Source organism: Methanobacterium alkalithermotolerans (genome assembly GCF_018141185.1).
Classification (GTDB): Archaea; Methanobacteriota; Methanobacteria; order Methanobacteriales; family Methanobacteriaceae; genus Methanobacterium_F; species Methanobacterium_F alkalithermotolerans.
In genome coordinates this window covers 305,417-327,599 of sequence record NZ_CP058560.1, presented here as the reverse complement: position 1 = coordinate 327,599, position 22,183 = coordinate 305,417, and the positions used below count along the sequence as shown (strand labels likewise).

The 22,183-nt window shown below is 39.2% G+C and carries 27 protein-coding genes and 1 tRNA gene; 24 read left to right on the top strand and 4 right to left on the bottom strand.

Annotated elements, in window-relative coordinates:
* The first annotated feature begins 51 nt into the window (after positions 1-51).
* From HYG87_RS01585 to HYG87_RS01475, 23 genes are all read left to right on the top strand, one after another.
* Positions 52-732: a proton-conducting transporter transmembrane domain-containing protein gene (locus tag HYG87_RS01585; RefSeq protein WP_211533491.1), complete on the top strand. Its 681-nt coding sequence runs from the start codon at positions 52-54 to the stop codon at positions 730-732.
* An 84-nt stretch (positions 733-816) separates the two neighbouring features.
* Positions 817-1,032: a DUF788 domain-containing protein gene (locus tag HYG87_RS01580; RefSeq protein ID WP_211533490.1), complete on the top strand. Its 216-nt coding sequence runs from the start codon at positions 817-819 to the stop codon at positions 1,030-1,032.
* A gap of 31 nt (positions 1,033-1,063) precedes the next feature.
* Positions 1,064-1,927: a respiratory chain complex I subunit 1 family protein gene (locus tag HYG87_RS01575; protein ID WP_211533489.1), complete on the top strand. Its 864-nt coding sequence runs from the start codon at positions 1,064-1,066 to the stop codon at positions 1,925-1,927.
* Positions 1,928-1,979: 52 nt separating this feature from the next.
* Complete coding sequence (locus HYG87_RS01570) at positions 1,980-2,237, top strand: hydrogenase (RefSeq protein ID WP_211533488.1); 258 nt, start codon at positions 1,980-1,982, stop codon at positions 2,235-2,237.
* A gap of 48 nt (positions 2,238-2,285) precedes the next feature.
* The gene (locus HYG87_RS01565) at positions 2,286-2,606 is read left to right on the top strand and encodes an energy-converting hydrogenase subunit EhaL family protein (protein WP_211533487.1); all 321 of its coding nucleotides are present in this window, start codon (positions 2,286-2,288) and stop codon (positions 2,604-2,606) included.
* Positions 2,607-2,663: 57 nt separating this feature from the next.
* Positions 2,664-3,056, top strand: a complete 393-nt coding sequence (locus HYG87_RS01560) for a DUF1959 family protein (protein ID WP_211533486.1) — start codon at positions 2,664-2,666, stop codon at positions 3,054-3,056.
* Between the two features lie 71 nt (positions 3,057-3,127).
* Entirely contained in the window at positions 3,128-3,577 is a 450-nt protein-coding gene (locus HYG87_RS01555; protein WP_211533485.1) for an NADH-quinone oxidoreductase subunit B family protein, read from the top strand.
* Positions 3,574-4,728: a hydrogenase large subunit gene (locus HYG87_RS01550; RefSeq protein WP_211533484.1), complete on the top strand. Its 1,155-nt coding sequence runs from the start codon at positions 3,574-3,576 to the stop codon at positions 4,726-4,728. The genes HYG87_RS01555 and HYG87_RS01550 overlap by 4 nt, the downstream gene beginning before the upstream one ends.
* 12 nt (positions 4,729-4,740) lie before the next feature.
* Positions 4,741-5,799: a 4Fe-4S binding protein gene (locus tag HYG87_RS01545; RefSeq protein WP_211533483.1), complete on the top strand. Its 1,059-nt coding sequence runs from the start codon at positions 4,741-4,743 to the stop codon at positions 5,797-5,799.
* A gap of 54 nt (positions 5,800-5,853) precedes the next feature.
* Positions 5,854-7,167 carry a 4Fe-4S binding protein gene (locus HYG87_RS01540; RefSeq protein ID WP_249164868.1) on the top strand — a complete coding sequence of 438 codons (1,314 nt, stop codon included), beginning with the start codon at positions 5,854-5,856 and terminating at the stop codon, positions 7,165-7,167.
* A gap of 46 nt (positions 7,168-7,213) precedes the next feature.
* Positions 7,214-8,242 (top strand): hypothetical protein, encoded by a 1,029-nt coding sequence (locus tag HYG87_RS01535; protein ID WP_211533482.1) that lies wholly within the window; start codon positions 7,214-7,216, stop codon positions 8,240-8,242.
* Complete coding sequence (locus tag HYG87_RS01530; protein WP_211533481.1) at positions 8,242-9,129, top strand: formylmethanofuran--tetrahydromethanopterin N-formyltransferase; 888 nt, start codon at positions 8,242-8,244, stop codon at positions 9,127-9,129. Before HYG87_RS01535 ends, HYG87_RS01530 begins: the two co-directional genes overlap by 1 nt.
* A gap of 2 nt (positions 9,130-9,131) precedes the next feature.
* Complete coding sequence (locus tag HYG87_RS01525; protein WP_211533480.1) at positions 9,132-10,061, top strand: carbohydrate kinase family protein; 930 nt, start codon at positions 9,132-9,134, stop codon at positions 10,059-10,061.
* A gap of 146 nt (positions 10,062-10,207) precedes the next feature.
* Positions 10,208-10,975 carry a 4Fe-4S binding protein gene (locus HYG87_RS01520; protein WP_211533479.1) on the top strand — a complete coding sequence of 256 codons (768 nt, stop codon included), beginning with the start codon at positions 10,208-10,210 and terminating at the stop codon, positions 10,973-10,975.
* Positions 10,965-11,600, top strand: a complete 636-nt coding sequence (locus tag HYG87_RS01515; RefSeq protein ID WP_211533478.1) for a CBS domain-containing protein — start codon at positions 10,965-10,967, stop codon at positions 11,598-11,600. Before HYG87_RS01520 ends, HYG87_RS01515 begins: the two co-directional genes overlap by 11 nt.
* A gap of 87 nt (positions 11,601-11,687) precedes the next feature.
* Positions 11,688-11,921: a DUF2769 domain-containing protein gene (locus HYG87_RS01510; RefSeq protein WP_211533477.1), complete on the top strand. Its 234-nt coding sequence runs from the start codon at positions 11,688-11,690 to the stop codon at positions 11,919-11,921.
* Between the two features lie 162 nt (positions 11,922-12,083).
* Positions 12,084-13,217 carry a trans-sulfuration enzyme family protein gene (locus tag HYG87_RS01505; protein ID WP_211533476.1) on the top strand — a complete coding sequence of 378 codons (1,134 nt, stop codon included), beginning with the start codon at positions 12,084-12,086 and terminating at the stop codon, positions 13,215-13,217.
* A gap of 168 nt (positions 13,218-13,385) precedes the next feature.
* Positions 13,386-13,574 carry a sulfur carrier protein ThiS gene (thiS, locus tag HYG87_RS01500; protein WP_211533475.1) on the top strand — a complete coding sequence of 63 codons (189 nt, stop codon included), beginning with the start codon at positions 13,386-13,388 and terminating at the stop codon, positions 13,572-13,574.
* Between the two features lie 28 nt (positions 13,575-13,602).
* Positions 13,603-14,754 (top strand): tRNA uracil 4-sulfurtransferase ThiI, encoded by a 1,152-nt coding sequence (thiI, locus tag HYG87_RS01495; RefSeq protein ID WP_211533474.1) that lies wholly within the window; start codon positions 13,603-13,605, stop codon positions 14,752-14,754.
* Positions 14,755-14,810: 56 nt separating this feature from the next.
* Entirely contained in the window at positions 14,811-15,635 is an 825-nt protein-coding gene (locus HYG87_RS01490) for a sulfide-dependent adenosine diphosphate thiazole synthase (RefSeq protein WP_211533473.1), read from the top strand.
* A 44-nt stretch (positions 15,636-15,679) separates the two neighbouring features.
* Complete coding sequence (locus tag HYG87_RS01485; protein ID WP_211533472.1) at positions 15,680-16,120, top strand: MOSC domain-containing protein; 441 nt, start codon at positions 15,680-15,682, stop codon at positions 16,118-16,120.
* A 138-nt stretch (positions 16,121-16,258) separates the two neighbouring features.
* A complete protein-coding gene (locus tag HYG87_RS01480; protein ID WP_211533471.1) occupies positions 16,259-16,477 on the top strand; it encodes a TIGR04165 family Cys-rich peptide in 219 nt (72 codons plus the stop codon).
* A gap of 164 nt (positions 16,478-16,641) precedes the next feature.
* Positions 16,642-16,956, top strand: a complete 315-nt coding sequence (locus HYG87_RS01475) for a DUF2769 domain-containing protein (RefSeq protein ID WP_211533470.1) — start codon at positions 16,642-16,644, stop codon at positions 16,954-16,956.
* Positions 16,957-17,025: 69 nt separating this feature from the next.
* Here the strand turns inward: HYG87_RS01475 and nifU are convergent, their stop codons facing one another.
* The 4 genes from nifU to HYG87_RS01455 all read right to left on the bottom strand — a co-directional run bounded on the left by nifU (position 17,026) and on the right by HYG87_RS01455 (position 21,553).
* Positions 17,026-17,403: a Fe-S cluster assembly scaffold protein NifU gene (gene nifU / locus HYG87_RS01470; protein WP_211533469.1), complete on the bottom strand. Its 378-nt coding sequence runs from the start codon at positions 17,401-17,403 to the stop codon at positions 17,026-17,028.
* Positions 17,404-17,421: 18 nt separating this feature from the next.
* Positions 17,422-18,573: a cysteine desulfurase NifS gene (gene nifS, locus HYG87_RS01465; protein ID WP_320055123.1), complete on the bottom strand. Its 1,152-nt coding sequence runs from the start codon at positions 18,571-18,573 to the stop codon at positions 17,422-17,424.
* Between the two features lie 128 nt (positions 18,574-18,701).
* On the bottom strand, positions 18,702-20,171 hold the full coding sequence (gene metX / locus HYG87_RS01460) for a homoserine O-acetyltransferase MetX (protein ID WP_211533467.1): 1,470 nt from the start codon (positions 20,169-20,171) through the stop codon (positions 18,702-18,704).
* A 74-nt stretch (positions 20,172-20,245) separates the two neighbouring features.
* The gene (locus HYG87_RS01455; RefSeq protein WP_211533466.1) at positions 20,246-21,553 is read right to left on the bottom strand and encodes an O-acetylhomoserine aminocarboxypropyltransferase/cysteine synthase family protein; all 1,308 of its coding nucleotides are present in this window, start codon (positions 21,551-21,553) and stop codon (positions 20,246-20,248) included.
* A gap of 456 nt (positions 21,554-22,009) precedes the next feature.
* Here HYG87_RS01455 and HYG87_RS01450 point away from each other — a divergent pair.
* A tRNA-Cys gene (locus HYG87_RS01450) sits at positions 22,010-22,080 on the top strand.
* The last annotated feature ends 103 nt before the right edge of the window (positions 22,081-22,183 follow it).

Below are 22,183 nucleotides of genomic sequence, written 5' to 3'. Positions count from 1 at the left end.
GAATTTGAAAATCAATGATTATACTAATTAAAATAAACCAGGAGTAGAAAAATGGATATTGCAACTTTAGGCGGGCAACTTTTAGGTCAGATACCATTAGGAGATATAGTACTCTACCTTACTCCCTTCAACCTGTTCATGTTTGCAGGTGCCCTCATATTCACCACTTTAATTGCTATTAGCCGAACGGAAACCCAGGTGGAAGCAGAATTCGGATCACTAAATGATAATGAAGTGAAAGTTGGATTAAAAGAATTTAAAATCAGAAGATTTCTGGCAGTGGTATGTGGACTGGCCACCGCCGGGGCCATGATTACCGGGGATGTATTCAACTTCACCCTGTTGGTGGCCCTCATTGGTATTGTTAACATCGGTATAGTATCTGCGGTTAAACAAATCGATGTACTAAACGCAGCCTTCCAGTATGGTCTGATTGCTATGATTGCCTCTTTACCTTTATTTGGTGGTGCAGCGATTATACTGGCCAGTACCGGAACCCTGAGTATACTTGAAATTGCTCAACTAAGTTTTACCACCCCTATGATGTTTTTTGCTTCGGTGTTACTCCTACTGGGTATTGCCGGTGAGACGGGAATCGCCCCATTTTATGCCACTAAAGCAGAGATGTTTAGAACCCCTGGATCCCCCTTTATACTTATAATTCACTTGAGTTCTCTTCTGGTGATTGTAAGGGCAATAGAGATACTTTTAATCATAAATAAACCATTTTAATATAAAAGAATGGATACCTTAGGAAATCTCTAATAATCATGATAAGAATAGAAAAATAATCAGGACTGGTATTAAGGTGAAAAAATGACAACTCTAAAAGTGTCCAGCTATGCAATATTTTTATTATCCATATCAGGGATCATCTATGCCCTGGTATTTAATCCAGCCGACTGGATAGTTTATGCCATATCCATAGTGTTGATTCCCACATTTATATTATCCCTGGGCCTTATTTTGATGGCCCAGGTTAAAAAAGAGGAGGAAGATGAGAGAAGGAACGAACCATTTATTGGATATTAAACAATCTCTCATTCATAAAACCGGTGATTAAATGAATCTAATGGCAAATATACTGTTAAATGTTCTCATTGCCTTTTTAATTGGGAGCCTATTATTTGGACTCCAGAGGAAGGTAATGGCCAGAATACAGAGTAGACCGGGACCTCCCATAATACAGCACTTACTGCACACCCTTAAATTTTTTATAAAGGAATCATCATTTCCTTATACTGCGGCCATGCCCTTTTATATAGCCATAGCCAGTATGCTCTGTGCCATATGGGTATCAGCGGTGATTGTAGGGCCGGTAATAGAAGGCTCTCTTTTATTGTTCTTTGGAATATACGCCCTTCAAAAAATCGTGGAGCATAATGCCGGTTCATCCTCAGGATCACCCTATGGGAAACTGAGCTGTGTCCGGGCAGTTTTTTCTGCAGCAGCAGAGGTTCCTCTATTTGCAGTACTGGTTATTATCTATCTGCAAACCCAGACCATGGTAATCAGTGATATAATCAATTACCAGGCAGTTAATGGACCATTAATCTTCACCATTCCCCTGGCGGCACTGATGTTCTTTGTGCTGATTTTATCCAAATCTCCTTACTCCCCTTTTGCCATAACTAAAGGAAAAGACATTGTATCTGGATATGAAACTGAGCATTTTGGAGTACTAAGAGGTTATCTGATGATATCCGAGTCCATAGCATGGTACATGCTACTCTGGGTATTTTTAACTGTTTTCATAGGACCGCTGGGCATTTTAGGTTATCTGGTAGGTATGGTGGCTATCAGTGTTTTGATTGCGTTTATAAACTCCATCACCCCCTTACTTAATCCTAACCATTCTATAATGGCGCAAATCACCTTTGCTTTTATTGGAATTGTGGGATCCCTGGTCCTGATGATGGTGATGTGAGATAAGAAATGAAAATAAAATTTAATATTCATATAAAAGGAGAATCTTAAAGATGGCACAGGAAAAAGATTTAGTATTCTTGATGGCTCTGGTTGCTCTGGGGATTATGATTGCCAGTGGACTGGTGGCCTTCCTGCAATGGATGGTGGTAATACCGGTAACCCTGGTGGGACTAATATTCACCATATTCTTACTACAACAAAATAAAGATAAGGCCGTACACCTCTCAGAAAAACTGGAAAAAGCTGTTTTCCTGATAACCCTTATCTTCCTGGCAGTGGCCCTGGTGGTACTCTATCAACCTGCATGATATTTATGAGACATGCTGAAAATATGAAAAAGCATAATGGTGATAATAGTGGATGAAATAACATATTTAATATACATCATTTCCTTTGTACTGGGATCAGTGCTGGGGCTTTTATTAAGCTATAAAAAATATAACCAGCCCTTTGTAATAAAAAAAATTGATCCAGTGGCTTTAATAATTTCAATTGCAGGATGGTTTCTGGTATTAAATAGTGCCCTCCTGTTTTTCTTACCATCTTTTGTATCCATAAGCCTGGGTCTTTTCATGGTAGCACTTGTCCTGGGGATGAGGCCCGGATACGGCCGTTATGAAACCATTTTTGGTATTTTAATTTCAGCTGCAGTATGGCTGGCTCTGACGATTATATAAGTTAATAATAATTAATGTAAACAATATACGATGAATATCTAGCTTTCTGGTGATTAAATGGATAATAATGAATCACTTCTGGAATTAATGAAAATTAGAATAGTTACCAGTTTTCGCTGGAGAGAAGACATAGTACTACCTCTAGCTGATGAATTAGGTATCAAAAAAGAGGAAATGGAACAGATTCTCATTAAGAACCTGGACATGTCCAGTCTGGAGGCTTTGCACCCTCGTTTCGAATCAGCACGCCCTCGGTGCTTAAAAGAAAGGATTCATGCTGATTTAAGACTTTGCTATTTATCTGATGTTATGGAGATTGTATCTGGTGATGATTCAGAAAAAATCACCACTAAAATAAGTAAGGAAGTATTAGATGGTACACCTTATAATCAAGCCCTGGAGGATGGCAAAAAACAACTTTTAGAAATATTACTGGGGGATCAGATCTAAAATGTTGCCCCCGGAAACTAAAATAAATTATTTTTTAAACATCTATCTTGAGGCAACTAAGAGGTAAAGAAATGTTAAATACTCTTAAAGATATTGTAAGAAAGAGTTCAATTCACGTATGTCTGGTTAATACGGGAGGATGCAATGGCTGCGATATTGAAGTAGTGGCCCTTTTATCACCACGTTATGACCTGGAACAGTACGGTATATACGTACATAATAACCCCCGGGAGGCGGATGTAATCCTGGTAACAGGAGCGGTAACCGACCAGTGGTTAGAAAACTTAAGACGGATATATACCAAGGCCCCGGAACCTAAAGTGGTGGTGGCTATTGGTAACTGTCCTTTAACTGGAGATGTTTTTAATCAGGAAGGAGGAAGTGTATCTGCTCCTGTATCTGATTTTATACCGGTGGATGCTGAAATATCAGGATGCCCACCCCGACCTTCTGAGATACTGGAAGCTATATTGAGTGTGGCACCTGGTGCCATAGCCCTTAAAGGGAGGCAAAATAAATGATTCTTCCAATTGGACCTATACACCCTGGACTAAAAGAACCATTGCGATTGAAACTTAAAACTCAGGGTGAGAAGGTTTTAAGTGCTGAAATTGATTATGGATATGTTCACCGGGGAATAGAAAGGATAATGCAGGGTCAAACCTGGCAAAAATCTATTTTCCTGGCAGAGAGAGTGTGCGGGATATGTTCCTATATCCACACCCAGACCTTTGCTGAGACTTTTGAAAAAATAGCAGGCCAGCAGGCACCACTACGAGCCCAGTACCTGCGGGTACTAACCAATGAACTGGACCGTACACAAAGCCATCTTTTAGCTAATTCCACCTATTTCAAGGCTCTGGAACATGAAACCCTGTTTATGTACATGCTGGCCCTCCGGGAACCGGTAATGGATGCTATAGAATTATTAACTGGAAACCGGGTTAACATGGGCTGGAATGTGGTTGGGGGAGTACGTATGGATGCCAAGGAATCCCACCTCCAGAAAATCAGGGAAATAGTCACTAAACTGGAATCAGAATACGATAAATACGTGGAAATGTTTGAACACGGACCCCTCATGGGCCTGCGTTCCCGGGATGTGGGTAAAATGACCTATGATGAGGCTATTAAAGCCCGGGCAGTGGGACCTATAGGTCGGGCTTCTGGTTTAAAACATGATCTCCGGGAAGATCACCATACCTATAAGGATAATTTTGACTTTAAGGTAATCTATCGAAAGGAAGGGGATAATTTTGCCCGGACCATGAATCGTTTCGATGAATTAAGGGTCTCCCTGGACCTGATAAAACAGGTAATAGACAATATACCACCAGGGGATATACGTAGCAAGATTGATTTCGGGGCCGGCTACGGCGAATGGAGAAATGAGGCTCCCCGGGGAGAGGTTACCTACATGATTGAAACCAATGGAAATCTCATAAAAGAGATATCCATCCGGACTCCCAGTATCATGAATATTGATGCCTGTGCTAAGTACATGCTAAAGGATGTGGCCACTGTAGCTGATGCGGTGGCTACCTATGCTACCTCTGATCCCTGCATTGCCTGTACTGAAAGAGTGGTTATTCTGGATGAAAAGAAAGGAGAAACTTCTTACCAGGGAATACACAACATGAACCTTAAAACTAATTTAGTTAATGAAAAATGATGAAGGTGTCTTATGTCTTCTGTAATATGGTACTTGTATGAATTTGCTCAGAAATCCTGGGCCGAGAAGTTCACTGGTGCAAAATCTGAACACGATATAGTTGAAAAACCAGACCGTTTTAGAGACTTTCCAGTGGTACTTAAAGAATATTGTATTGGTTGCGGAGCCTGCACTGCTGCTTGTCCTTCACCCACTGCCATAAAACTGGTTCGTGATAAAGACACAACTGAAGAAGTAGGTCGGGTATATCCGGTTATTAATAATAGGGCCTGCATCAGGTGTGGTTTTTGCGCTGAGGTTTGCCCCACTGAACCTAAAACCATCGAGTGTGGTGAAAATCACCTGATAAGGGAAGAATTCACCATTCTGCCAGTGGAAAAAAGCTATGTAATTGACGATTATCTATGTATCCGCTGTAAAAAATGCATGAAAGCCTGCTGTGTGGAAGGTGCTATTCGAGAAGAAGATAACCGCATATTAATTGACCAGGCAAAGTGCATTTCCTGTGGTGATTGTCTGGAAAGCTGTCCGGTTAAAGGCGCCCTTAAAAGCATACATATCGCTAACCTGGATGAGCAAAAAGAAATAATCAACCTGGTGGTTAGTAAACTGGAAAAGACCCTGGAAGATAAGGAGGAAGAAATAAGAGATTTACCTCGAGATAAACTCTTCAAAATGGAATTACCTCTTAAACCTATTATGGAAGATTCCTTAAAAATACTATCTGATGAAGAACTGGTTCACGATATAATTGAAAGAGTAACCGATAGGCTGAAACTTAGAATAATTACCTGGGATGAGAGTAAATGTACCCAGTGCCGCTTATGTGTGAAAGAGTGTCCTTCAGGAGCTATAACCTATTCCCCTGATAGTGGAGTAAAAAGAGACCCGGATAAATGTTTAAGATGCAGTACCTGTTACCAGACATGTCCCTTTGGAGTGGCAGGATACTTTGTGGCTAAATTCTTAATGGATGACCAGGAAGATGATGGTAAAATCATGATAACCTTAAAACCCTCCCTTTTACCTATCACCGAACCTATCCCGGAAACTCTACAGGAGTCCAAGTAATTATTATTAGGAGATGATAATATCCCAATTACCACTAAAAAATCATTCAAGCCCTTGCGGGAAGTGGAAGTGGATTATGAAATAGACCACAGCAAGTGCGAAAGTTGCCCTGATCGTCCCTGTCTTAAATCCTGTCCTGTGGACGCAGTCCATGAAATACCCCCTGATAATCAGATAGAAATAGATGAAAAATGCTTTGGCTGTGTTTTATGCAGAGAAGCCTGTCCCTATGATGCTATAACCATGCGGACTCGTTTATCAGAACCTATCAGGGAAAATGTTCCCAATATCAATCCCAAGCTGTGCAGACAGTGCGGTGCCTGTATAGGGGCCTGCAAAACAGGTGCTATTCATTTTACCTCTTCAGGAAACCATGAACCTCACAGTGAAATAGATGAGGAAAAATGTGTCCGCTGCGGGTACTGTTCCCGGGTATGCCCCACTGATGCTATTAAATATGGTGAAATCTTACCCCGATCGGTGGTGGGAGGTAAGGCCATTGTGGTTAATCAAAAAGACTGCATCGGGTGTATGACCTGTACCAGGGTATGTCCTTCCCGGGGAGCCATTAATGTAGGGAAAATGAGTAAACTTCCCTTTATCGATCCTTCTTACTGTGCCCGGTGTGAGGAATGTATGGAAGTTTGTCCTTCTGCAGCTATTAAATACTCCTCCCGGAAAAGGGCCTATGAAAATTTCAGTAAAATAAAAACCATGGAAATAGTTTCAGAACTCTTAGAAAAAGATTCCCAGAAACTATCCCATGATGCTGGAAAAATTGACGAAGTCTTAAATAGGCTGGCCCGGGATATCAGTTACCGGCATAAAGAAGGTGAATTCATAGAGGATGTAACTGACATATTACATGATAAGATCCAGGGCCTGGTGGATAATGACCTGGAAATAGGGGATGTTAAGGATATCCTGGAGTTCACCTCCCCGGAACGTATCATAAAAGTGGTGGATGAAAACTGCATCGGGTGTGGTTCCTGTATAGAACCCTGTCCAGTAAGGTGCATCCAACTGGAAATGCCCTCTCCTATTCACATTGGAGAAGAATGTGTTAAGTGTGGAAAATGCGTGGAAATCTGTCCAATGGATGCGGTGGATCTTAAAGAAGAATACTTTGCCACTGATGAAAACAGGATTTTATTTAGAAGAAGAACCATCCAGGGTATGAAACAGGGAGAAGTAAAGGTGGATAATGATCTATGCCAATCCTGCGGAGTTTGTGTTAATAAGTGTCCGGTAGATGCCTTAAGCCTTAAACAGGATGATCTGCAGGTTAATCGTCAGAAATGTATTGTTTGCGGGGAATGTGAAACAATATGCCCGGTAAAAGCTATTGAAATGGAAATGAAAACATAAATTAAGATTTAATCCCAATCAGGGTTATATCAGGGAGGAAACCACTTTGGTTAACAAATTATTTATAAGTGATTGTGAGGGTCCCCTATCCCTTAATGATAATGCTTTTGAACTATCAGGACACTTCATACCTCAAGGAGAAGAATTTTTCACCAGGGTTAGTCAGTACGATGATTTTCTGGTAGAAGAAATAAAAAGAAAAGATTATCATGCCGGAGATACCTTAAAACTCATTGCCCCATTTTTAAAGGCATATGGGGCCACCAATCAAAAAATTATTGATTTTTCTAAAGAAAATGTTTCTTTGCTACCTGGAGCTGGCAGTACACTTCAACTGGTTAAATCCATGCTGCCCTCCTATATTGTTAGCACCAGCTACCAGCAATATATAAATGCCCTGTGCCAGGTAACAGATTTTTCCTATGAAAATACTTACTCCACCACCCTGGATCTGGAAAAAATAAACATCCAGAATGAAATAGAATCTCTAAAACAATTTAAAGAAGATATTGTTAATGGTGCAGATTTTAAGTCCATGGATGAAATCTTTTTTAAGAAACTCCCCTCTATGGAAAGTGGAAAGCTGATAGATGCAGTTATAACCGTGGGAGGAGAAGGTAAAAAATTAGCAGTTCAGGATATTCTAAAAAAGAACCAAACTTTAGATTTTATGTATGTTGGGGATAGTATAACTGATGTGGAACCACTACGCTTTGCCCGGGAAAATGATTCACTGGCGGTAGCCTTTAATGGTAATGAATATGCTATCCGGGAAGCAAATATCGCAGTAATATCACCCCACTCTATTGTAACTTCCCTTTTAGTTGATTTATATTATAAGTTCAGTGCGGAATATGTATTTCAATTTGTGGATGCTTATGCTGCTAATCCTCAAAGGGCTCTGGCTAATTTCAGGGTTAGTATACCTCTTTTAGAAGAATTTGAAACCGTATTTAAAAATAAAGACCTGCCCCTGCTGGAACTTATTAGTGGTGATAATCAGCAGGATTTGATAAAAATGAGCAGGGAGTACCGGAAAAAGGTTAGAGGAGAAGCTATAGGGGGTCTGGGTTAGTGCCATATGATGAAAGAATAGAGAATACCTTTGCAGAGGCCTTCACGGGAAAATGTGTAAGGGCCATTATAACTGCAGAGGATGAAGAGATAGTTAAAAAAGCAGCCTTTGATGCTACTTCAACGCCAGGGGCAGTTATTGGAAGGGTGGAAGGAGGGGTGGAAAGATTTTTAGATGCATCCCAAACCCCTGATAACCGCCCTGGTGCTATCGTCCAGTTTTACTTTGGATTGGATGATCTGGAAAAATTTGAAGTGGAATTATCCTACCGAATAAGACAGGACATCCTGGTTAAACCATTCACCTCTCTTTATAATGCCACCCCTCATCCGGAAGGTTATCTGGGTATGATGAAACAGGTGGGGCACTGTGGAGATGGCTATGAATGGGAAGAAAATATATATGGTAGGGAGATGATTGTGGTTCCTATTGCCCTGCCGGACTTTAAAATTGAAAAACAGCTGGGTTATCAGTCGGCAGTTATGGGTGCTAATTTCTGGTATATGTGCCGCACTAAAAAAGGAGTTATGGAAGCAGGAAATAAAGCCCTGGAAGCCATAAGAGAAATAGAAGGAGTTATAACTCCCTTTGATATTTGTTCAGCAGCTTCTAAAGTGGAAACCAATTACCCATGGATTGGGCCCACCACCAACCATCCCTATTGCCCTTCACTAAAACCACGCCTTAAAGAAGAATCCTTAGTTCCTGATGATGTTAATTACGTCCCGGAGATAGTGATAAATGGGCTGGACATGGATAAAGTTGAAATGGCCATGAAAGCAGGGTTAAAGGCAGTACTGGAAGTGGATGATGTACTTCGAGTTTCTGCTGGAAACTATCAGGGTAAACTGGGTGACTATCAGATTAATTTAAGGGATCTGTTTTAGAAATGAAATCCAAAAATTTTAAAACTGGAAAACCACAGGTGGTGGGTTTTGGAGCTTTGAATATGGACCTCCTGCATCAGGTCGATTATCTGGCCGGTGCTGATGAGGAAACTTTTATTAAAAATGTCACCACATCCTGTGGAGGATCAGCAGCCAACACCATAATTGGTTTATCTAAATTAGGCCTTAAAACAGGATACATAGGTAAAGTTGCCCGGGATGATCCGGGTAAAATCCTTAAAAGCAATCTCATAAAAGAAAATGTGGATACTTCCCATTTACTCCTATCATCTCATGGTAGAAGTGGCCGGGTTATGGGTTTTATTGATCTTAAAGGCCAGAGAGCCCTCTATGTTGATCCGGGAGTCAATGATGATATCCTCATCAGAGATATTGACCTGGAATATGTAAATCAGAGCCAGGTTCTGCACCTTACTTCTTTTGTAGGGGATTCATTTAAGACCCAGTTAAAACTGGTAGGTGAACTGGAGGATGATTTGATTTTAAGTTTTGATCCAGGACGTATCTATGTGGAAAAAGGTCTAAAAAAACTAAAAAAAATAATAGAACGCACAGATATACTTTTAATTAATGAAATAGAATTACAGGTACTCACCGGTTCTTCTTCTTATCAGGAATCTGCAGTAGAATTACAAAAAGAGGGTTTAGAAATTGTGGTGGTAAAAAGAGGGGCAGAAGGGGTTTATGCTACTAATGGAGAAGATGAAGTGGACCTTCCACCATTTCAGGTGGAATGCAGGGATAGTACCGGTGCAGGGGATGCTTTCAATACCGGTTTTTTATATGCTCACCTTAATCATTTCTCCTTAAAAGAATCCTGCCGTAGTGGTAATTTAATTGCCTCCCGGTGTATCCAGAGTGAAGGGGCCACCAGCGGACTTCCGGATAATTCCATATTTGAAAATTTTTAAGTATATGATGATAAATAATAACACCATTAAATTAGAACTAAGTATAAACTTGCATAATATAAATAAAATTAACTAACCTTTATTCAAATTTATGGGGAATTCATTGGATAAATTTTAAAAAAGTATACCTAAAAAGAGGTTGGAAGATGGATGTAACTTTTAAAAAGAAGATTGAGGACCTCCATAAGGAAGTTGCCTTAAAATCAGCTGATCTGGAGGATAATCTGGAGGACTTTTCAGTGGAAATAGAGCCCTGCACGGTGATGGATAAATTCATAACCATCTCTTCTAGATGTGTTAGATGTAATCTATGTGCCCAGGAGTGTCCGGTGGATGCCATTGCAGAATCAGATTCTATAAAACCTGCTAAAATATTGAATAACTGTGTCAAATGTGAGATATGTGCTCAAAGTTGTCCGGTTCGATGTATAAGAGTGGTGGAAAGCCGGGCCCATGTGAATGATCAGGTGGAATATGAATTAAAAGACCTTAAGATACCTCACCGGGTTATTAGGTGTGAAAATATTGAAGTAAACCCTGATAAATGCATATCCTGCGGTACCTGTAAAAAGTTCTGTCCCACCCAGGCCATTACGGTAGAAGATGACCAGACGGCCCTTATTAATCAGGATTTATGTGTAGGGTGTGGGGCCTGTGCAAATGTATGCGAGGCTGATGCTATTAGCCTGGAACGATTTCTGGGACCAGTAAAAGAAACTAGGAGACTGGATATTGATCAAAAAGCCTGTGTAGAGTGTCAGATGTGTGAAGAAAGCTGCCCCACCGGCGCCATAAAACTGGATGATGATGAAAAAATTGTGCTGGATAAAGATAAATGTATTCTATGTGAGGTTTGTTCTACCAAATGTCCTGTGAGTGCTTTAAAACTTGAGAGGTTATCCCATGAAAGTTAAAGAGATTATGGATAAGGATTTTATTAGTGTGTCCCCGGATCAGGAGCTGGTGCAGGTTTCCCTTGAAATGGAAAAAAGCCGTAAATTCACCACTCCTGTGGTTGATGAGAACATGGTACTGGTGGGTTGGATTACTTCCCTGGATGTTACCCGTGGATTAAGGGAGAATCTTAAAACAGTTGCTGATGTAATGCATAGCAAGGAATCGGTAATCCATATCCATGAGGATGACCCGGCCCGGATGGCGGTACTGGAGACCTCACAGCATAAATTAGTAAGTATGCCGGTTTTAGGTGATAATGATGTGGTGGTGGGTCTGGTGCGCACCTATGATATTGTGGATAACCTCTCCCATCTCTATGAAATAAAGGTAGCCAAGATATTCGAGGCCATGGAACAGGAGCTAAAAGGGGTCAGCTGGGATGAACTCATGGAAGCCGCGGCAATCATCACCCGGCGTAGAACCGGCCACCGGATAAAACCACAGGAATATGAACAGAGAATAAAGGATTCAACCTTTGGAGAAGCCATATGGGCTACAGGTGGGTTGGAAAAATTCTTTGTAGGTTTAATAGCTATTGGGGAACTGGTTATTGCTCGTAAGGTAGCCAGGGCCCGGAAATAATTTTTTTTTAAAATATTTTATTTGATATAATATTATCCATAGTTATAAATATCACGATAGTTATATATTATAGGCAGGAGGTGTTTTATGTCCAAAATACCTAAGAATGAGGAAACCATGCTAAAATGCATCTGCAGTTCCTGTTCTTCATATACTAAGTGTATGGAAGAAGGTACTTTAGGTGTATTTTGTTCTGTAGGCGATGCTAGAGATTGCTTAAAGGATGTTGTTAATTGCGATTGCAGTGAATGTTCAGTTCCATCTAGCTATGGTTTTTCCAGTTCATTCCATTGTCGAGACGGATCAGCTGATCAACAATAATTTTTTTTTTTTTTTAAATCTCCAGTGATATAAAATAAAAACCCATAAATTACTATTTTTATAGAAATTTTTTTATAGCACCCCATCTTAATTAACGATTGTTATATATAGTATTATAACAACAGTTATATTACAAAGAATTAGTTAATATGAGGAATTATTATGAGATTTAAAACAAAATCAGTACATGCTGGCCGAAAACCGGATCCTGTTACCGGGGCTATTTCAACCCCTATTTATCAGACTTCCACTTTCGTATTTGATGATTATAAACAACCCAAAGAACATGACTATTCCCGTACCAGTAACCCTACTCGCAGTAGCCTGGAAAGTGCCCTGGCCATTTTAGAAGGAGGCCATGATGGCTTTGCTTTTTCCAGTGGAATGTCTGCTATCTCCACCACTCTCCATCTTTTAAAAGCAGGAGATCACGTGGTTTCCTGTGATGATATATACGGAGGTACATATCGTTTATTTGCGGAAATCCTGCCTAAGTTTGGTATTGACTTCACTTTCGTGCGACTTGATAATGAGGATGTTCTTAGAGATGCAATAAAACCCAACACTAGAATGATTTGGAGTGAAACACCTTCCAATCCCCTTTTAAATATCACTGATTTGGAAATGGTTTCCCAGGTGGCCCAGGAAAGTAACCAGGATATTTTAACGGTGGCTGATAACACCTTTGCCACTCCCTACTTTCTAAAACCAATTGAATGGGGCATTGACCTGGTGGTGCACTCCACCACTAAATACCTTAATGGACACAGTGATGTTATAGGAGGAGCAGTCATTACCACATCCCCTGAGCTATCTGAGGATATTCATTTCTTATTAAATGGACTGGGTACTAATGCACCGCCTTTTGATTCCTGGTTGATTTTAAGAGGTCTTAAAACATTGCCTTTGCGAATGAAACAGCATGCTGCCGCTGCCCAGGCAGTGGCGGAATTTTTAGATGATCATCCCCGGACTGAAGAAGTATTCTATCCCGGATTATCTTCCCATCCCGGGCATGATATTGCCCGAAGACAAATGAAAGGATTTGGGGGAGTGGTATCTTTTAATTTAAAAAATGAGGTGAAGCCATTCTTAAATAAACTGAAGATATTTTCTCTGGCGGAGTCATTAGGTGGTGCTGATTCTTTGGTGGAACATGCTGCTACCATGAGCCATGCTTCCATGACTCCTCTGGCACGTAAAAAAGCAGGGATAAGTGATAAGTTAATCCGGCTTTCAATTGGATTAGAAGATCAGGATGATTTAATTGAAGACTTATCCCTAGCCTTGGAATAAACAGGTGCCAGTGGAAAAATTAATTAATATTAAAAATGTGGCCCTGGAGCCTTATTATCATTTTTTTATTCATTAACACCATGAAAATCTTTATATAACAATAGTCATATAACAATTGTTAATGAAAATCCGGTCTCAAAGATGCTTAAAGGTACCAGGGAACTTTACATGGAAGTCGAATTTCAGGATGCTATCCTAACTTTTAAAAAAAGCCTCACAGTTAAGGAACTTCTGGATAACCTCCAGTTAAATCCCTTAACGGTGATAGTTAAAAAAAATAGCCATATTGCTCTGGAAAACACCATATTAAATCCAGGGGATAAAATAAAAATCATTCAGGTAATTTACGGTGGATAAATTAATTAAATCTTTTTGAGGAGATTAAATGGATTATGAATTATTATTGCTAAGATATGGAGAGATTGGTGTAAAAAGTCCTCCTGTAAGGAGAAGGTTTGAAAATAGACTTATCTATAATATTAAAGCCTCTCTGGATTGTAAAATTATTAATGATGGAGGTAGATTTTTATTATATAGTGCTAATCTGGAAAAAGCACTCCAAAAAATACCTAAAATTTTTGGCATTGTTTCCTATTCTCCCGCAGTAGAAACCACATCCCAAAAAGATGAAATCAAAAAAACACTGCAAATTTATGTACATTACCTGGTTGAAAAAAAGATATTTTCAGGCGAAGATTCATTTGCAATCCGGGCTCGTAGAGTCGGTGAACATGATTTCACCAGCCAGGAAATAGCAGCCTACTGCGGATCAGTGGTATATGGGATTACCAAATCCCCGGTGGATTTAACCAATCCTGATTTTGAAATTTTTGTAGAAGTACGAGGAGATAAAACTTTTATCTATCATGAAAAAATCCAGGGCCCAGGGGGTTTACCTGTTGGTACCCAGGGAAAAGTCATATCCTTAGTATCAGGTGGTATAGATTCACCTGTGGCCACTTACCTCATGATGAAAAGGGGATGTGAGGTCACCATTTTAAATTTCAACAATGCACCATTTACTGAACCTTCACAAAAAGTTATTAAAATAGTTAAAAAATTAAAAGAATATGCTTCTGGCTCCCAATTAAAACTTTATCAGGTTAAATATGGACCATTCCTTAAAAAATGCCAAGAAGAAGCACCAGAAAGAATGACCTGTGTACTATGCAAAAGTGGAATGTACCAGGTGGCCGGGATGCTGGCCAAAATTGAAGGAGCTCTGGCCATAGTTGATGGTAGTAGTTTAGGTCAGGTAGCTTCCCAGACCCTTCCTAATATTCTGGCCACCAGATATTCTTCCCCCCTCCCTTTACTCAGCCCCCTGATAGGTCTTGATAAACTGGAGATTTCAGCAATTGGTGAGAAGATAGGTACTTTTGAGATTTCCACCTTACCTGATAGTGGATGTAAAGCCGCTCCCCGTTATCCAGAAACCAATGCTATACTAGAAAAAGTTTTGGAAGTTCAGGAGGAGATTGAAATGGAATCTTCACTCCGTGAGGTGTATTCCACCATTACCCAGATAGAAGTATAAATTCTTGTATCCCATTCATTAAAAATCAAAAAAAATATATTTGGAGGTAAAAAATAATGGCAATATTTTCCAGTGCATCTGAAAAAGATGTAACTAAGGCAATCGTCTCAGAATTTGCCGACGAATTAATAGAATACATTGAAAGTGATGTTATAATAGTAGGTGGAGGCCCCAGTGGTCTTTATGCAGCTAAAAAACTGGCTGAATCTGGAGTAAAAACCTTAATAATTGAAAGTAACAATTATCTGGGGGGAGGATTCTGGATTGGTGGATACCTGATGAACAAACTCACCGTCCGTGCCCCGGGACAAAAAGTTTTAGATGAAATCGGAGTACCTTACACCCAATTTAAAGAAGGACTTTATGTAGCAGACGGACCTCATGCCTGTTCCAAGTTAATTGCCAGTGCCTGTGATGCTGGTGTTAAAATCATAAATATGACCAAATTTGATGATGTGGTTTTAAGAGATGATCGGGTTTCAGGCATAGTTATGAACTGGACCCCTGTTTCGGCCCTACCCCGGGCTATAACCTGTGTGGATCCCGTAGCCATAGAATCAAAACTGGTTATAGATGCCACTGGACATGACGCAGTAGTGGTTAATTCCTTAGAAGAGAGAGGTCTTTTAAAAACACCAGGATACCAGTCCATGTGGGTGGAAAAATCAGAAGATGCCATTGTGGAAAATACCCAGGAAGTATACCCGGGACTGCTGGTTACGGGAATGGCTGTGGCCACCGCCTATGGACAACCACGTATGGGACCCACCTTTGGAGGTATGCTCTTATCTGGAGATCGAGTAGCAGAACTAGCCCTGGAAATTCTTAAAAATAAGAGTGATTTTAAAGCATCTAAAGATGCAGTAAAGGCCAGTAAATAATATAATTATTTACTTATTTTTTTAATTTTATTTTAGTGATTAATATGGGACATATAACTGCCGTCTGCCTATCCCTTAAAAAGCAGACCAGAAAAAATAATGTTAATAAAGGCTTACTGGTGGATAATTATGGACTCTTAAATGATGCCCATGCCTCCACTACTTACCACCGCCAGGTATCTTTACTCTCCCAAAAGAGCATTGATAAAATGAAAGATAAAGGCCTGGAAGTTAAAGCCGGAGACTTTGGAGAGAATTTAACCACGCAAAATATTGATTTAAGTGCACTATCTATTGGGAATAGATTAAAAATAGGTGCTACTGCTATACTGGAGGTTACTCAGAAGGGTAAAATCTGTCACAATCCATGTGCCATATATCATCAGGTGGGGGACTGCGTGATGCCCACTGAGGGAATATTTGCCCGAGTTATCAGGGGGGGCCAGGTAAAAATTGGTGATGAAATAAAAGTCCTTTTAGATTAATCTTAATTTTGAACATATCCAAAAAATTTATATAATGCCTTTATTAAAATATAATAAATTCGCCATATAGCGAACTAATTAGGGGGGGGGGGGTTTTTCCCCTCGGGATATTTACTAAAAAAAAAGGGGTCATATTATATGAAATTTGAGGAACTAAATAAAAAATGTCCAGAATGCGGTTGTCAGGATAAGAATATATCCCATAAAAGGAATCCAGAATCAAGTGAAGATGCATTTTACATTCCACACATTCCCCAGGGATCAGTGGGAGTTATAAGATGCAGTGGTTGTGGTCACCTCTATGAATACTGTACAAACAGTAAAATGCCGGTGGAAATTAAAAAACTTGAAATTTAATTATTTTTTATTATTTTTACTATTAAATTCTTTATTTTTTTTATTTTGCGGTACCTTGAAATCTTATTTTATATATAAATACCTTTAAAACCTGCTTATCACTTTAATAAATCAATTTAATACCTAATTAAAACATATTTATTAAATATCAGGAGGGGATAATTATGGGGAAAGTAGAATTTAATATGGAAAATGTGAATAAATGCCTGTGCAAAATATGTGGAGTACAAAAAGACAGTTCCTGTGTTAAAGGTAAAATGAAAATTATACAGGAAAAAATGGCAGAAGATATTGATAGTGCCATTCCAGTTCAACCATCTGACGTTCCAGGATTATACTGCGCCAGTGGAAAAACTTCATGTGATGATTTATATTACCATGAAGAGTGTAAATGTATGGACTGTGAGGTATTCCAGGAAAATAACTTGATGGAAAATAAACCATTGGGATACTACTGTCGGGATGGGAAATCAATTTAAAAACAGGTTATGACTTTAGTAATAATCAATTAAAATTAAGTAGAATTCATTAAATATTTAATGAATTGTCTACTCCTTTTCTTTTTGTTTTTTCTTGTAATCTTCTATGGCTGCTTCCAGGGCATCGGCTGCTAAATTAGAACAATGCATTTTAACCGGAGGTAAACCCTCCAGGGCATCAGCCACATCGTCCCGGGTGATTTTTAGTGCTTCTTCAATAGTTTTTCCCATGGCCATTTCTGTTACCATACTGCTGGTGGCAATGGCTGCTCCACAACCAAAGGTTTTAAATTTAATATCCTCAATCACATTGTCTTTTACCTTGATATAGATGGTCATTAAATCTCCACAGGTAGGATTACCTACGGTTCCCTCACCATCAGCATCAGGTATTTCTCCCACATTACGGGGATTGGAAAAATGGTCCATAACTTTTTCAGTATACATTTTTTTTCACCATTTAAATTATTGATTCCACAGAGGAGATAAGTTTCTTAAAGTAGTAACTGCCTCTTTAATGGACTTAATAGTATATTCAATATCTTCCGGGGTGTTTTCAGTACCCAGACTTAAACGAAGAGATCCATGGGCCTCCACTTTTTCCAGTCCTAAAGCCATCAGCACATGGGATGGTTCCAGTTTCTTGGAAGAACAGGCAGAACCGGTAGAAGCAGCAATACCCTTTGCATCAAGGTGTAAAACAAGTGACTCGCCTTCAATACCATTGAAACGTAAATGAGCATTATTAGGCAGTCTTTTATCGGGATCACCATTAAGATATGATTCTTCCAGATTCTCTAAAATTCCTGCAATTAACTGGTTCCTTAGTCGGGTTACATATTCTTGATCTTTTTTTAGATTTTTAAGGGCTATTTCACAGGCCTTACCCAGGCCTACAATTCCTGGAACGTTTTCCGTACCAGGCCGGAGCGCCCTTTCATGGCCCCCACCATGAATCAGGGGTTCTAAGAAAACACCTTTTTTTACATATAAGGCCCCGATACCTTTAGGACCATATAATTTATGGGCGGAGATGGATAATAAATCAACATTCAATTTTTTCACATCCACCGGTATCTTACCCACGGTTTGTACCGCATCACTATGGAATATGATTCCTTTTTTTCGGGCAATCTCACCGATTTCGGCTATAGGCTGGATGGTACCTATTTCATTATTGGCATGCATAATGGTAATAAGAATGGTATCTTCCCTGATAGCAGCCAGAACATCCTCTATTCTTACTATTCCCTCTTCATAAACAGGAAGATAGGTAACTTCAAAGCCCTGTTTTTCCAGGTAGCGACAGGTTTCTTCTACTGCCGGATGCTCAATTGCACTGGTGATGATATGCTTTCCCTTATTTTTCCATTTATAGGCAGTCCCCTTAATGGCCATGTTATCTGATTCAGTACCACCACTGGTGAAAATTATTTCCTGAGGACTGGCCCCAATAAGAGAAGCCACATTCTCCCGGGCAGCTTCCATAGCCTGCCGGGCGGTTCTACCCAGAGAATAAAAGGTGGATGCATTACCAAATTCCTGGGAAAAAAAGGGTTCCATAGCTTTTAAAACTTCTGGATTTACCGGTGAAGTTGCAGAGTGATCCAAGTAAATCATTTAATTTACCTCCATTTAATTAACATGAATTTCAATTACAATGGTTATACGATAAGACTTCAACAATTAATATATTGTCCTGCTGAACTATATTTTTTTTTAAAAAAATAATTTATAAGCACCCTTTAATATTTGGTTATCAGGGTACTGATATGGTCGGTGGTAACTATGCCTTTAATTTTATTTTCTAAGTCCACCACCGGGAGGGATGATATATTATGTGCTTTCATTTTAGCTGCGGCTTTTTCTATAGGTTCATCTGGATATGAAACCACCACTTCCCTGGTCATAATCTGTTCTAAGGTACTGCATTTTAAGGCCACAGATTTAGATATATCCCAGGCAGTAACTATGCCAATTAATTTTTTCTGAGAATCAACCACCGGCAAATGAGTTACCTTACAATCCATCATTAGATTAGCTGCGTCTTCAATAGTAGTTTTTTCACTAATTAGTGCTATTTCTTGAGCCATAACATCCTGTACCAGGGTATCGCTTAAGAAATTTCCTATGATATAGTTAAGCTGGCCTGCTTCCAGTAAAAAGGCATCATGGCCATAGGGTGATTTAATTTCGGTGTAATTTACATCAACTTCATTACTACTTAAGGCCATTACTATTTCTTTGGACTCCTGAGGAGTATATAACCAGTCGGAATCCACTGATATAACCAGAAACTTGGATTTCACATTCTTTAAACCTTCCACCAGAGAACCATTACTCTTGAGGTCAAAATAATCCACGGCCCGGGTAATGTAGAGGTAGGAGTTGGCATCAAATCTCTTTACAAATGATTCTCCCTGGTAGTGGAGGTAACTTTCCACTTCAAATTCCAGGTCGAAATCAAAACTGTATTCTTCTTTATCCTGTAAATTACGGCCGAATTTCTCTAACATGGATTCTGAGGAAAGATAGGTTATATGGCCTATCATACGAGCCAGACTAAGGCCTTTTTTAGGAGGATTTTTGTGATAATAAGATCCATTTTCCCAGTCTGGATCAGAGATAATGGCTCTTCTTCCCACTTCATTAAATGCAATTTGTTGTGGTGAAGAATGGGCTGCAGTAGCAATAGGTATGGCCATTCTGACCATATCTGGATAGGAAACTGCCCATTCCAATACCTGCATCCCACCCATTGATCCCCCGATAACGGCGAATATATTATCTATTTCCATAGAATCTATAAGGGCTTTTTGAGCATTCACCATATCTTTAATGGTGATTACAGGAAAATCCAATCCATACTCTTTTCCAGTTTCAGGATTTATAGAGGCCGGGCCAGTAGAACCCTTACATCCTCCCAGGACATTGGAGCAGATTATAAAGTATTTTTCAGTATCCAGACATTTACCCGGTCCTACAATAATATCCCACCATCCCGGTTTAGGTTGGCCTTCTAACCATCCGGCCACATGGGCATCTCCGGTAAGGGCATGGCAAACCAGGATGACATTATTTTTTTCCTTATTTAACTTACCATAGGTTTCATAGGCCAGGGTAACTGAGGGTAATGATTCTCCCCCTTCCAAATTTAGATATCCATCTATCTGGAAGTATTTAGTTTCCACCAGTCCTACAGATTCTTTTTTCATTTTTTATCACAATAGTTATATTATCATAACCATTATCTGGCTAATCCTTTATAAATCTATTTAGATTCTCATCCTTAAATCTTATTTAAGGCCTGGTTGATATCCGCAATTATATCTTCCACATTTTCCAGTCCAATGGATAACCTTATAAAGTCCGGGGTTACTCCGGTGGTTTTTTGCTCTTCCGGGGTCAACTGCTGGTGAGTGGTGGAAGCAGGATGAATAACCAGACTTTTAGCATCCCCTATATTGGCCAGGTGGGATAATAACTGAACGCTTTCTATGAATTTTTTCCCGGCTTCCAGACCTCCTTTAATACCAAAGCCTATAATGGCACCGTATCCTCCCTTCAAGTATTTGGAAGCTAATTTGTGGGCAGGGTCATCTTCAAATCCAGGATAGGTAACCCAATTTACTGCAGGATGATTTTTCAAGAAATTAGCCACTTCAAAAGCGTTCTCTGAGTGTTTTTGAACCCTTAAATCCAGTGTTTCCAGACCCTGCAGGAAAAGGAAACTATTAAATGGACTTAAAGCCGCCCCCATGTCCCTTAATAACCTTACTCTGGCCCGAATAGTGTAGGCAATATTACCCACTCCTGGAAAATCTCCAAATGTTTCCCAGTATTTTAATCCATGATAACTGGGATCAGGATTTGTAAATCCGGGGAATTTACCATTACTCCAGTCAAAATTACCTGAATCTACAATTACTCCTCCAATAGAGGTACCGTGTCCTCCAATAAATTTAGTGGCAGATAAAACACTTATATCTGCCCCGTGTTCAATAGGTCTAACCAGACCCACACCGGTGGTATTATCCACCACAAAGGGAATCCCTGCCTCATGTGCAATCTCTGCAATGGCTTTGTAATCTGGAACATCCAGTTTAGGATTTCCAATGGATTCAGCAAATATTGCTTTGGTTTTAGGAGTTATGGCATTTTTAAAAGCATCTAAATCAGTAGAATCTACGAATTTTACCTTCCTACCCAGTTCCGGGAAGGTATAATTGAATAATTGATAGGTTCCACCATACAGGTTGTTGGCAGATACTATTTCATCTCCAGGTAGAGAGAGATTTAAAAGTGCATAGGTATTGGCGGCCTGTCCTGAGGATACTGCTAAAGCAGAAGTTCCACCTTCAATTGCTGCCATTCTTTTTTCAAAAACATCTGTGGTAGGATTCATAATCCGGGTGTAGATATTCCCAAATTGTTTAAGTGCAAATAAATCTGCAGCATGGTCGGTATCTTCAAAAACATAAGAAGATGTTTGATAGAGAGGTACTGCCCGGGATCCTGTAGCAGGATCTGGTTCTTCCTGACCTACATGCAGACCCAGGGTACTTAATCCGTATTCTTTTTTTTCATTATTTGTCATTTTTCTACTCCTATTTACTATTTTGCAATATTTTCCTTTTTCCTTTTAATTAATTAAAGCATTTCTCATACATTTTAAGTGGAAACAAACTCTTTTGTTATAGGGTTTGTAGAATATACTACAATATAACAATTGTTATATTTTTTTATTTATAAATGTTTCGCTCATACTCCTGGCTCTAACCAATAGATTATATTCTACATAAGCACAATGATAAAGATGTTTCCTAATTTTCTTATAATTCCTTTTATGGATTACTAATTCCAGAATCCACTACATAATTTAATTTTTTTATTAAATCTGGACTTAATGGATAGGCTAAGTAAATATAAATTAATATTTTATTATTTTAAGATTATTCATTTTAAACTGTAGAAAACTATATATATAACAATCGTTAACAATGCACTATAAGTAAATACCTGAAAATAGATATATATTAAGGGAATTTCTCATGCCAAGATGACCGAGAGGCGAGGTGCGTGGCTGCAAACCACGATACTTGGGTTCAAATCCCAATCTTGGCCTAATTTTAACTATTTTATTCAATATCTAAATTAATCAATATAATCAAAATTTATCAAAAAATAATATAAAAATTAATTATTGATATAAATCTGTCAGCAGGGA